The organism is Vibrio sp. M260118 (assembly GCF_036533755.1).
Lineage (GTDB): Bacteria > Pseudomonadota > Gammaproteobacteria > Enterobacterales > Vibrionaceae > Vibrio.
In genome coordinates, this window is the sequence record NZ_JATABG010000066.1 from 1 (window position 1) to 12,300 (window position 12,300).

Consider the following 12,300-nt stretch of genomic DNA (forward strand, 5'->3'; position numbering starts at 1 on the left):
GTCGTTAACATCCGGTAATAGCACCTTGCCATTGTCGAAAGTAAACTTACCTACTCCAGCGATAACGAACTGACCTTTAAACAAAGTTTTAACAAAACGCGCAACCTGACGAGGTCGATATATAGTAAATTCACGCAGCATAACGATTTTAATATCCTTGTGTGACGCAATTCGAACGATTGCTTTGCTCTAATCCTTAGAACTAGTAGGTATTATATCGGAATCACATTTAATGTGTAGCATTTTGTTAACATTGTGAAGTCAGACCAGTTCCTCAGGAGAGATTTTTTCCTGAGGTTTAAATTTGGGTTTATACTTTTTTCGCACAATCAAAAGGAAATAAATTAATGAAAAATAAAACCCTTCTTATCCTTGCAATTGCATGCTCTCCCGCTATCGCTTTTGCTCATAACATATCTGTAGGACAGGCCGTTCCAAGTGTAACGGTGGAGAAACACGGCGAAATCATTCTTGATGGAGACGACACCTCATTCCAAGCATGGTCGACTCAAAACATGCTAGGAAAAATTCGTGTCATTCAAGCTATAGCCGGACGGAGTAGCTCAAAAGAGCTTAACGCACCTCTGATGGCTGCAATAACAGAGGCCAAGTTCCCAGAGCAAAACTACCAAACGACCTCGATCATCAACCAAGATGACGCGATGTGGGGAACAGGCTCATTTGTTAAGTCATCGGCACAAGATAGCAAGAAGGAATTTCCTTGGTCTTCAATGGTACTGGATAAAGAAGGTACTGTAGCTGCGACATGGGAACTAGCGGAAGAGTCATCAGCGATCATCGTCCAAGATAAACAAGGCAATGTACTATTTGTCAAAGAGGGAGCCCTGAGCGACGATGAAATTCAGCAGGTGCTAGCACTGGTAAAGGAAAACCTGTAAACCATTCTCGCTTAGATCTTACCTTTAGAGCGGAGTTGTTATAACATAACAACCCCGCTCATCATATTGTGACCTAATCAATGCTGAAAAATGCTTAATTTCCTCATGTGTGGCCTAAGCTTGCGACAATCACAATCGATGAGAATCTCTGCATTACTCAAAGATACAATCAGGACTTAACATGAAAAATATTACTCCAATCGCTTTAGGAATCACCCTTGCTATCAGCAGCCTAGCGCATGCAGAAGAAGGTTACCGCCAACATGACGCACATGTTCACGGCCAAGTAGAAATTAACATTGCACAAGATGGTAAAGAGCTTCTGATGGAGATCACTGCCCCAGGTGCAGACGTAGTAGGCTTTGAACATGCGCCTAAAACAGATGAACAAAAACACCAACTAGAAGACGCTGTCGCAAAGCTAAAACAAGCATCTAACGTTTTTACACTTGCTAAAGGTGCAGGTTGTCAGGTTGAACACCAATCAGTAAGCCATACTCTTGGTGGAGATGAGCATGAAAAACACGAAGGTCATGACCATCATGACCATGATGATCACAAAGACCATGATCATCATGATGACCATAAAGACCACGATCATGACCACGATGATCACAAAGGCCACGACCATCATGATGACCATAAAGACCACGACCATGGTCATGACCACGAAGGCCATGACCATGAAAGTCATGAGCACGGTGGTCACGGCGAGTTTACAGTTGAGTATCACTTCGAATGTAGCGATATCAGCAAGTTAAACAATATCGAAACCCAATGGTTCTCACACTTCCCAAGTACAGAGTTAATTAAAGTGAACGTCCTAACCGACACTAAGCAAACAGCACTTGAACTTCACAAAGGTGACACTAAGATAGCTCTTTAATATTCTAAAGCGGCTTAGTCTGTTAAGCCGCTTAATCTGTCACAACTGGAATCGAACAATGGACAACAGATGCCAGCAATCTGTGGTTGAGCTCAACCAAGTCAAATTTACTTGGCCAGGCAACGAGACTGCCACACTCGAGATCCCCTCTCTCACTATTCAGCACGGCGAACATCTATTTATCAAAGGGCCAAGCGGTTGCGGTAAATCCACACTTTTAGGGCTGCTTACCGGAATCAACACCGCCACATCAGGTCAAGTTAGCGTACTCGGAGAAAACCTTTCCGACATCTCCGGTAGCAAAAGAGATAAGTTTCGTGCCAACCATATTGGCTATATTTTCCAACAATTCAATTTGCTGCCATACCTGAGCGTGATCGAAAATGTTGTTTTACCTTGCCATTTCTCTGCGTTACGTAAACAAAGTGTTGAGGGAGACTTGTACTCCAACGCTCGCCATCTGTTAGAAAAACTTCGATTACCTTCAGAGTTACTTGATAAGCCCGTCGTCGAGTTAAGTATCGGTCAACAGCAGCGGGTGGCAGCAGCAAGAGCTTTGATCGGAAAACCTAAGGTCATTATCGCCGATGAACCAACCTCATCGCTAGACCATGACAACCGAACCGCATTCATTGAACTGCTCCTCGACCAAGTGAAACAAGCCAATTCGACCCTATTGTTTGTAAGCCATGACCCGACATTAGAGCCACTATTTAATCGTACAGTCGATCTTCAACAGTTAAATCAAGCAGGAGGCCGACAATGACCACGACCCTAACCTTAGCTTGGAAAAGTGTTCGCAACCGCAAAGTCACTGCGATTCTGACCATTTTAACTGTGGCGATTTCGGTAGTCTTGCTGCTTGGAGTTGAACGCATTCGTACTCAAGCCAAAGAGAGTTTCGCCAACACTATTTCAGGCACTGACCTTATTATTGGCGGCCGTTCGGGACAGGTAAATCTACTGCTTTATTCAGTATTTCGCATCGGAAACGCCACCAACAACATTGATTGGAAAAGTTACCAAGAGTTTAGCCAACACCGTTCCGTTGATTGGGCTATCCCCATTTCACTTGGAGATTCCCACAAAAGCTTTCGTGTGATGGGCACAAACCACAGTTACTTTGAGCATTACCAATACGGCAAAAAACAGAACCTAACTTTTAAACAAGGACGGGAGTTTGAAAGGCTATTTGAGGCTGTGATTGGCGCCGATGTGGCACGCTCGCTCAACTACACCATTGGCAGCGAAATGATTATCGCCCATGGTATTAGTGACGTTGGTTTCAGCCGCCATGAAAACACACCATTCAAGGTGGTGGGTATTCTCGCTCCAACAGGCACTCCTGTAGACAAAACGGTTCACGTGTCATTAGAAGCGATAGAAGCGATTCATGTCGGCTGGGAGTCTGGTGCTAACCTAGGCAACAACCCAACCGCGCAGCAGCTAGAAGCGATGGACTTCAAACCAAACCAGATCACCGCCATGCTAGTGGGGTTAAAATCTAAGATCCAAACTTTCGCGCTGCAAAGACAAATCAACACTTACCCTAAAGAACCTCTTAGCGCGATCATGCCAGGTGTTGCTTTACACGAACTGTGGGGAATGATGTCAGTTGCTGAACAAGCACTGATGGCGGTATCGGTATTTGTCGTTGTCGCAGGTCTACTTGGCATGCTATCTAGCCTTTTGACCAGCTTACAAGAGCGCCGCCGCGAAATGGCCATTCTACGAGCGATGGGTGCGAGGCCAAGACATGTATTCAGCCTGCTTATTCTTGAAGCCAGCGTACTGACATTCATAGGTTTGCTCGTGGGCATCGCCGGGCTTTATGTCATGCTATCGATTGCGTCGCCAATAATTCAACAAAGCTATGGTATTAATCTACAAATAAGTGCACTGTCTCATTATGAGTGGCTGTTATTGGCTGCAGTTCAACTGGCAGGTACTATTATCGGCTTTATTCCAGCATTCAGAGCCTACCGACAATCTCTGAGCGACGGCATGACAATTCGAGTTTAAATTATGAAGAAAATCACCCTGTTGTTAGTCGCTATCATGACCTTTGGTCTATATAGCTTCACAACTCACGCAGACGATACACTAACTCTTGAATGGATTGATCTCATTCCAGAAAACGAGCGCAATCAATTTGACTCTTACGGTATGCCGGCGATTGATCACTCAGGTGATGTCATGGAGCAGCCTAAAATAGGCAGCGTGCGACAAGAGCTCAACGGCAGCAAAGTTAAAATTCCTGGTTTTGTTATTCCACTCGAAGGGGATGCAAACACAGTAACAGAGTTTCTACTCGTACCTTACTTTGGGGCGTGTATCCATGTTCCACCACCGCCACCGAATCAGATCATCTACGTTAAGTTCCCGAAAGGCGCGCCTATCCAGCAGCTATGGGATGTTATCTACGTGATTGGTGAGTTGAAAACAGAAACAATTAGTCACGAGCTAGCAGAAACAGCATACGTGATAGAAGGCACTGAAATTGCTGAATATGATGATATGTAAATGTTAATGAAAAATAAGCCTGTTAATTGCCTTAATTAGGACAAATAGCTAGACAGATAACCTAGTACGCCTAAGTAAATAAGCAGCAAAAGCGCAATTAGCAGGTGCTTTTTCAGTTTATTCTCATTGATATACTTCATAAGCCCCTCAAAATTAACCTTAACAATTTTAACAAGTTATTATCATTTGTGGTAGCGATATTTTTATAAACTGGCTCACAGTCTTTTTCTGGCAGGCTTCCGCGTTCCGAGGTACAGTTACTACTCTAAGTTAAGCGTATGATGACTAAGGAAATAGCATGTCCGAGACGAGCAAACCGGTGATCATTGAACACCAAGCCGAGCAACCTAGCCGACAAGAAAAGAAGTCGAGTTACATCAAAGACAGTGCCAGCCGCGTCATCAGCATTGCGCAAACCTATGGCTTAGATGCATTGCTACAAAGTGAAAAGCCAGAAAAAAGCACACTTGAAAGAGCGCTAGTTCGAGAAAGAAAACGTAAAGAGTTACGTCAGAAAAACCTCGAGCAGATCCTCAAACTTGCCCACATCTCCTGCAAAGACGAAACCGCTGGTGATCCTGACCAAGATTGGCTGTATCGATTTTTCGATATGGCACAAGAGGTTCACAACCACTCGATGCAACGCCTATGGGCTCAGGTTCTAAAGCGCGAAGTCACCAACCCAGGCTCTACTTCAATGAAGGCCCTCAAGGTGCTAAAAGATATGAGTCCGAAAGAGGCGCAGATCCTGCAACGCGCCGCTTCTCTGGCCTGTAGTTTTGGCGGTGATAACAGCCGTAAGTTATTGGTCGGCTATCGTTCTCAGGGCGGTATCTTTAGCTTTGGTAAGCGCAACACCACCAGCAATATCAACGTGGGTAATTTTCAACTGCCCTACTCAAGCCTACTGGTTCTGTTCGAACTCGGCTTAATGCATGGTACTGAACTGGAATCCGGCGAAATTGAGCTAGACTCTCCACTGCCACTAACTTATCAAGGCAAGAAGCTCTCATTACAAGCGCACGGTAAAGGGGTGAGACTACTCTATTACCGCTTCAGCCCAACTGGCAACGAGCTGTGTAAACTACTCGGCAATAAACCGAATATGCAGTATTACGACCAAATGGTGGCACTGCTCAGCCAGAAGTTCACTGCAGGGACAGATGCACCAACGAGCGTGGATACGACAGTTTAAAGGAAACAAAAAACGCCAACCTAACAAGGTTGGCGTCTTCGTATAGATAGTCTAACAATTGAAGAGGCAGCTAGTTAAATTCTTGCAGCTGCCGCTTCAAGTATGACGGCTATTAAGCTTTAAACGCTTTAAATGCGTTAATCAGACCGTTAGTCGAGCTATCGTGAGAACTGATTGCTGAATCGTCTGCAAGCTCAGGTAGGATTTGGTTAGCTAGCTGTTTACCTAGCTCAACACCCCACTGGTCGAAGCTGAAGATGTTCCAAATTACACCTTGTACGAAGATTTTGTGTTCGTACATCGCAATCAGGTTACCTAGCGTACGTGGATTGATCTGCTTCACTAAAATAGAGTTAGTTGGGCGGTTACCTTCAAATACTTTGAATGGTGCTAACGTTGCCGCTTCTTCTTCACTCTTACCTGCTTTAGCAAACTCAGCTTTTACTGTCGCTTCATCTTTACCAAATGCTAGCGCTTCTGTCTGTGCAAAGAAGTTAGACATCAGCTTCTGGTGGTGATCGCCGGCTGGGTTGTGGCTTAATGCTGGCGCAATGAAGTCACAAGGGATCAACTTAGTACCTTGGTGAATCAACTGGTAGAACGCGTGCTGACCGTTAGTACCTGGCTCACCCCAGATTATTGGGCCAGTTTGGTAAGTCACTGCGTTACCGTCACGGTCAACGTACTTACCGTTTGATTCCATGTTGCCTTGTTGGAAGTAAGCAGCAAAGCGGTGCATGTACTGGTCGTACGGAAGAATCGCTTCAGACTCAGCGCCATGGAAGTTGTTGTACCATAGACCAACTAAAGCAAGGATAACTGGGATGTTGCTTTCTAGCTCAGTCGTTGCGAAGTGGTTATCCATTTCATGAGCGCCTTCTAGAAGCTCGATGAAGTTTTCATAGCCTACTGCCAATGCGATAGACAGACCGATCGCTGACCATAGAGAGTAACGACCGCCAACCCAGTCCCAGAACTCAAACATGTTGTCTGTATCGATACCGAATTCAGAAACTGCTGAAGCGTTAGTTGAAAGAGCAGCAAAGTGCTTAGCAACGTGCGCTTGATCACCCGCTGACTCTAGGAACCAATCACGTGCACTGTGTGCATTAGTCATTGTCTCTTGAGTGGTAAACGTCTTAGATGCCACCAAGAATAGCGTCGTTTCTGGGTTTACTTTCTTTAGTGTCTCAACGATGTGTGTACCATCAACGTTAGATACGAAGTGTAGATTTAAGTGGTTTGTGTATGGTGCTAATGCTTCAGTCACCATGTAAGGACCTAGGTCAGAACCACCGATACCGATGTTAACTACGTCAGTAATAGCTTTACCTGTGTAGCCTTTCCACTCACCGCCAATAACGCGCTCAGTGAATGATTTCATTTTTTCTAGCACTGCATTTACAGCAGGCATTACGTCTTCGCCACCAACCATAACAGGCTTGTTGCTGCGGTTGCGCAGAGCAGTATGTAGAACTGCACGACCTTCAGTTTGGTTGATCGCTTCACCACTGAACATCGATTCGATCGCTGATTTAAGCTCTGTTTCGTTTGCAAGTGCGAATAGGTGCTTCATTGTCTCTTGGTTGATTAGGTTTTTAGAGTAATCAACAAGAATGTCGCTGCCGAAACGCGTAGAGAATTTGTCAAAACGTGCTGCATCTTGTGCGAAAAGATCTTTAAGATCCATATCCTGAGCAGATTCGAAGTGCGCAGTCAGCGCGTTCCAAGCTTGTGTTTGCGTTGGATTGATATTTTTCAACATGGTTACTATCCCGATGTTACAGTAGGTTTTATTCCATACAGTCTAGCGAAAACTGGTGGAATCCCCGATTAAGCAAATTAATAATATTAGATATGTTAGGGCAAAATGCCACGTAACAATACTTTGTAATTTTTTTTCAAGCGACATTATGACTTAGGGGGCTCTCACTCACATTGAGTTAGGTCACGTTCCCTACTTCAAATCTGTTCAAACGTCGTTTGAGCGATGATGATTGTATCACCAACCGTGCTCAAGCTTAACGGAAACTAATCTCAAACTATTAATAGGTGTCGAAATGTGGACTCAGAAAACCATTCAAATCAGAGCTAAAAGCCGTGGCTTTCACCTTATTACCGATGAAATTGAACAACAATTGCCGCAAATTAGAGACTATTCTGTGGGTTTATTACATTTATTTATCCAGCATACCTCGGCAAGCTTAACCATTAATGAGAATGCCGACCCAACCGTCAGACACGATATGGAAAGACACTTCAATCAATCGGTACCAGAGTGTGCTCCCTACTACAAGCATACCTACGAGGGGGATGATGACATGCCTGCCCACATCAAAGCATCAACATTGGGTTGTAGCGTGTCGATTCCGATTAGCAACGGACAACTAGTACTAGGGATGTGGCAAGGAATCTATTTAGGCGAGCATAGAGACTACGGTGGCAACCGCAACATTATTGCGACATTACAAGGCGAGTTCAAATAACAACGGAGCCCCGAGGCTCCGTATAAATAAGGGGTGAAGATTCGAGTTAGACTAGTTAGAGTATTCCATATCGACTCGTGACGTCAGTTTAGTCACTAACTCATAGGCAATAGTGCCAATATGATCAGCGACCTCTTCTGCAGGTAGATCTTTGCCCCATAAAATCGCTTCATCACCGACTCTATCTAAAGCATCAGGTCCCAAATCAACGGTTAGCATATCCATAGACACTCGACCAGCAATGGGCACTTTACGACCGTTAACCAATACTGGTGTGCCATTTGGCGCCGTACGTGGATACCCATCACCGTAACCAATGGCAATCACACCAACTTTAGTGTCACGCTCACTGGTCCAGATTCCACCATAGCCGACACTTTCACCCGCTTTTACATCACGCACCGCGATAAGGTGAGACTTAAGCGTCATAACAGGTTGATAACCCATCTGCTCTGCAGTTTTATCGCTAAATGGTGAAACACCATACATGATAATGCCCGGGCGAACCCACTCTAGTTGACTATCAGGCCAAGCAAGCAAACCAGCTGATGCCGCTAGTGAACGCTCACCTTCGCAACCCTCGGTTAGAGATAGAAATAGATTAGTCTGCTCTGAGGTAGTGGCTCTATCGAGCTCATCGGCACAACCAAAATGGCTCATATAGCGTAATGGTTTAGCCACATTTCGGCACGCTTTCAACCTCGTAACGAAATCAGAATACAGTTCAGGTCTTACACCTAAGCGGTGCATACCGCTGTCTATCTTTAACCAAACAACAACCGGAGTTTCGAGTTCTGCTTGTTCCAATGCTCGCAACTGCTCTTCACAGTGAACTACGGTTTGAATATTATTGGTCACCAGCACGGGTAGGTCACCCTGAGAGTAGAAGCCCTCAAGCAATAAGATAGGTTTCACCACGCCACACGCTCTTAATTGCAGCGCTTCTTCAATACGAGCAACACCAAACGCATCGGCACCTTGGGCATTTTTGGCGATATGACGCAAGCCATGACCGTAACTATTGGCCTTAACCACTGCCATCACCTTGCTGTTCGGCGCTTGCTGCTTGATCTGCTCTAGGTTGTGCTCTAACGCATCAAGATTAATATACGCTGTCGCCGCTTTCATATAGCTCATGCGTTATTCATCATCCATGTCGAACGCAGGACCTGCGTAATTATCAAAGCGAGACCACTGACCTTGGAAGGTCAAACGAACCGAACCGATAGGACCGTTACGCTGCTTACCAAGAATGATCTCTGCCGTACCTTTCATCGAACTGTCCGGGTTGTATACCTCGTCACGGTAGATGAACATGATCAAGTCGGCATCCTGCTCGATAGAGCCTGATTCACGAAGGTCTGAGTTAACTGGGCGTTTGTCAGCACGTTGCTCTAGGGAACGGTTAAGCTGAGAAAGGGCAACGACAGGGACATTCAACTCTTTCGCGAGAGCTTTTAACGAACGCGAAATTTCGGCGATTTCCAAAGTACGGTTATCTGATAGAGCAGGTACACGCATCAACTGTAGGTAGTCGACCATAATCATAGATAAGCCACCATGATCACGGGCGATACGACGAGCACGAGAACGTACCTCGGTAGGAGTCAAGCCAGAACTATCATCAATGTACATATTCTTCTTCTCCATCAGGATACCCATGGTAGAAGAGATACGCGCCCAATCTTCGTCATCGAGCTGACCAGTACGAATCTTGGTTTGGTCAACACGAGAAAGCGACGCAAGCATACGCATCATGATCTGTTCGGCTGGCATCTCTAGAGAGAAAATCAGCACTGGCTTCTCTTGTACCATCGCTGCGTTCTCGCACAAGTTCATCGCAAAAGTCGTTTTACCCATAGAAGGACGTGCGGCGACGATGACCAAGTCTGAGCCTTGTAGACCTGCGGTCTTTTTATTTAGGTCGGTAAAGCCCGTGTCGACACCAGTGACACCATCTTGCGGGGTTTTGTATAACAGCTCGATACGCTCAAGAGTCTTCTCAAGAATGTTGTCGACATTTTGCGGGCCTTCATTTTCATTGGTACGAGACTCAGCAATCGCAAAGACCTTACTTTCAGCCAGATCAAGCAAATCTTCCGAGCCACGACCTTGAGGGTCATAACCAGCATCGGCAATTTCATTCGCAACCCCGATTAAGTCGCGAACCAGTGCACGCTCTGCAACGATCTCTGCGTAAGCGTTGATGTTGGCCGCACTAGGGGTGTTTTTAACCAGATCAGCAAGATAAGCAAAACCACCCACATCATCAAGTTGCTCGCGAAGTTCTAGAAACTCCGACAGAGTAATCAAGTCGAGCGGTTTGTTGTCTTCAAGAATCGATTTCACCGCTTCAAAAATAAGGCGATGAGGGCGGCTATAGAAATCTTTCGCAACCACGCGCTCCGCAACGGTATCCCAACGCTCGTTGTCCAACAGCAGACCACCGATGACCGATTGCTCAGCCTCGAGTGAGTGAGGAGGTACTTTTATCGCATCAACTTGTGCGTCGCTAAACTTTTTGTTTCGATTATCTACTTTCGCTTCGGCCATGGGTTCGCTCAACAACTTGCTATAGATCGCTAATTATAACGAGAAAGATGCCGTTGTCTGTACTAATGCACGACTTTGTCGAGTTCTAATGTAGAATTAACTTGTTGTTGACGGTCCAAGTCCCGTTTGAAACTACTATTGCGCAGTTTTTATCACGAATATTGAGGTTGTCAGTGTCTAAGGTTTGGCTAATGAGTGCAGGATTAATGAGCTCTATGTTCGTTTATGCTGACGACAATGGACAAAACAGCATCAATATTGACCTTCCCTCTCCTTGGAATACTGAGGTTGAGTTCGGCTATCAGTCACACCATGGCAACTCAGACTCGCAATCTCTTAACTCACGCCTGAGCGCAGAGTACGTCAAAGGCCGTTATCGTACCAATGGCGAATGGAAATACTATCTGCTGTATAAAGATGGTGAAGAGGATAAGCGCCAGTCAACTTACACCGCTCAGAGTGACTACAAATTAGGTCCAAAAACCTATTTGTACGGCAGTTTCAAAGGGGTAGATTCACGCTATAGTGCGTACTTTAAGGATTATACTCTCTCAAGCGGTTTGGGTTATCAGTTCGCTAACACCAGCAAGTTTGTACTGGAGTTAGAGTTTGGCCCAGGTTTTCGTTATCAAGAGCCCAATCTCGATGAAATTGATGACGATGACATCATCTTTCCAGAGATCGTTCAGGAAGGGATATTTCGTGGCAACCTCAATACCAAGTGGCAGGCGCTAAAAACGTTAGCGATATCCGCAGACCTGACTATCGTTTCTGGTCGTAGTAACACTCGTACCGATACCGATGTGAGCGTAACCAACAACATTACCGAAGATATTGCACTTAAGCTTGCCTACTCGCGCCAATTCCACGACAAAGTGCCTGATGGACTGTTTAAAGCCGACAGTATGTTTTCCGTAAACCTACTGTTTTCCTTCTAAGAGCTAAACTGATATAAAAAAAGCACCTCTAAGAGGTGCTTTTAAGATACGTCTTGATACTGAATTACTCAGCAGCAACAACTTGTAGGTTAACTTTAGCGAAAACTTCAGAGTGAAGTTGAACGCTGATCTCGAACTCGCCGATGTTACGTAGTGCGCCTTCTGGAAGACGAACTTCGCTTTTAACAACTTCAACGCCAGCCGCAGTGATTGCGTCAGCGATGTCGCGAGTACCGATAGAACCGAATAGTTTACCTTCGTCACCAGCTTTAGATGCAATAACAACTGCTTCTAGAGCGTTAACTTTCTCAGCACGAGCTTCTGATGCAGCTAGTTGCTCAGCAGCTTTAGCTTCTAATTCAGCACGACGTGCTTCGAACATTTCAACGTTAGCTTTAGTAGCCATAACTGCTTTACCTTGAGGGATAAGGAAGTTACGAGCGTAGCCAGATTTAACGTTTACAGTTTCGCCTAGTGCACCTAGTTTACCGATTTTATCAAGTAGAATAACTTGCATTGTTTAATTCCTCTTTATAAAACGAGCCGATTACTGATGCTTGTCAGTGTACGGAAGTAGAGCTAGGTAGCGAGAACGCTTAATAGCACGAGCTAGTTGACGTTGGTATTTAGCACTTGTACCAGTGATACGGCTAGGTACGATTTTACCAGCTTCAGTGATGTAGTTTTTAAGAGTTGCTACGTCTTTGTAATCAATCTCTTGTACGCCTTCTGCAGTGAAACGGCAGAATTTACGACGACGGAAGAAACGAGCCATGGGCTATCTCCTGATCTTAAATTTGAGTAATGTTGTCAGAATGAA

Annotated in this window: 14 protein-coding genes; 8 read left to right on the forward strand and 6 right to left on the reverse strand. The window is 45.2% G+C overall.

From position 1 onward, the window contains the following. The coding region (locus QTO00_RS06350; RefSeq protein WP_331423737.1) for a DUF1107 family protein at positions 1-141 on the reverse strand (141 nt) is incomplete at its 3' end. A 206-nt stretch (positions 142-347) separates the two neighbouring features. Between QTO00_RS06350 and QTO00_RS06355 the strand changes: the two genes are divergently transcribed. From QTO00_RS06355 to QTO00_RS06380, 6 genes are all read left to right on the forward strand, one after another. Beyond that, positions 348-899, forward strand: coding sequence for a YtfJ family protein (locus tag QTO00_RS06355; protein ID WP_331423725.1), 552 nt, complete (start codon positions 348-350; stop codon positions 897-899). Between the two features lie 181 nt (positions 900-1,080). Then, a complete protein-coding gene (gene zrgA / locus QTO00_RS06360) occupies positions 1,081-1,785 on the forward strand; it encodes a zinc uptake protein ZrgA (protein WP_331423726.1) in 705 nt (234 codons plus the stop codon). A 58-nt stretch (positions 1,786-1,843) separates the two neighbouring features. Next, positions 1,844-2,551: an ABC transporter ATP-binding protein gene (locus tag QTO00_RS06365; RefSeq protein WP_331423727.1), complete on the forward strand. Its 708-nt coding sequence runs from the start codon at positions 1,844-1,846 to the stop codon at positions 2,549-2,551. Next, on the forward strand, positions 2,548-3,807 hold the full coding sequence (locus QTO00_RS06370; protein ID WP_331423728.1) for an ABC transporter permease: 1,260 nt from the start codon (positions 2,548-2,550) through the stop codon (positions 3,805-3,807). Before QTO00_RS06365 ends, QTO00_RS06370 begins: the two co-directional genes overlap by 4 nt. Before the next feature lie 36 nt (positions 3,808-3,843). Then, positions 3,844-4,308, forward strand: coding sequence for a DUF3299 domain-containing protein (locus tag QTO00_RS06375; RefSeq protein ID WP_443088901.1), 465 nt, complete (start codon positions 3,844-3,846; stop codon positions 4,306-4,308). Between the two features lie 298 nt (positions 4,309-4,606). Then, positions 4,607-5,503 carry a TIGR03899 family protein gene (locus tag QTO00_RS06380; RefSeq protein WP_331423731.1) on the forward strand — a complete coding sequence of 299 codons (897 nt, stop codon included), beginning with the start codon at positions 4,607-4,609 and terminating at the stop codon, positions 5,501-5,503. A 112-nt stretch (positions 5,504-5,615) separates the two neighbouring features. Here QTO00_RS06380 and pgi read toward each other — a convergent pair whose 3' ends face one another. Continuing rightward, a complete protein-coding gene (gene pgi, locus QTO00_RS06385; RefSeq protein ID WP_331423732.1) occupies positions 5,616-7,268 on the reverse strand; it encodes a glucose-6-phosphate isomerase in 1,653 nt (550 codons plus the stop codon). Between the two features lie 295 nt (positions 7,269-7,563). Between pgi and QTO00_RS06390 the strand changes: the two genes are divergently transcribed. After that, on the forward strand, positions 7,564-7,989 hold the full coding sequence (locus QTO00_RS06390) for a secondary thiamine-phosphate synthase enzyme YjbQ (protein WP_331423733.1): 426 nt from the start codon (positions 7,564-7,566) through the stop codon (positions 7,987-7,989). 51 nt (positions 7,990-8,040) lie between these two features. Here the strand turns inward: QTO00_RS06390 and alr are convergent, their stop codons facing one another. Both alr and QTO00_RS06400 read right to left on the reverse strand, forming a co-directional pair. Then, positions 8,041-9,126 (reverse strand): alanine racemase, encoded by a 1,086-nt coding sequence (alr, locus tag QTO00_RS06395; RefSeq protein WP_331423735.1) that lies wholly within the window; start codon positions 9,124-9,126, stop codon positions 8,041-8,043. Between the two features lie 3 nt (positions 9,127-9,129). Next, the gene (locus QTO00_RS06400) at positions 9,130-10,542 is read right to left on the reverse strand and encodes a replicative DNA helicase (protein ID WP_038209714.1); all 1,413 of its coding nucleotides are present in this window, start codon (positions 10,540-10,542) and stop codon (positions 9,130-9,132) included. 173 nt (positions 10,543-10,715) lie between these two features. On the opposite strand from QTO00_RS06400, the gene QTO00_RS06405 reads away from it, so the two are divergent. Next, positions 10,716-11,480 carry a DUF481 domain-containing protein gene (locus QTO00_RS06405; protein WP_331423736.1) on the forward strand — a complete coding sequence of 255 codons (765 nt, stop codon included), beginning with the start codon at positions 10,716-10,718 and terminating at the stop codon, positions 11,478-11,480. A 64-nt stretch (positions 11,481-11,544) separates the two neighbouring features. On the opposite strand, the gene rplI is transcribed toward QTO00_RS06405, so the two are convergent. Both rplI and rpsR read right to left on the reverse strand, forming a co-directional pair. After that, entirely contained in the window at positions 11,545-11,997 is a 453-nt protein-coding gene (gene rplI / locus QTO00_RS06410) for a 50S ribosomal protein L9 (RefSeq protein WP_038209718.1), read from the reverse strand. A gap of 30 nt (positions 11,998-12,027) precedes the next feature. Next, positions 12,028-12,255 carry a 30S ribosomal protein S18 gene (rpsR, locus tag QTO00_RS06415; RefSeq protein WP_000090472.1) on the reverse strand — a complete coding sequence of 76 codons (228 nt, stop codon included), beginning with the start codon at positions 12,253-12,255 and terminating at the stop codon, positions 12,028-12,030. Positions 12,256-12,300 lie beyond the last annotated feature (45 nt).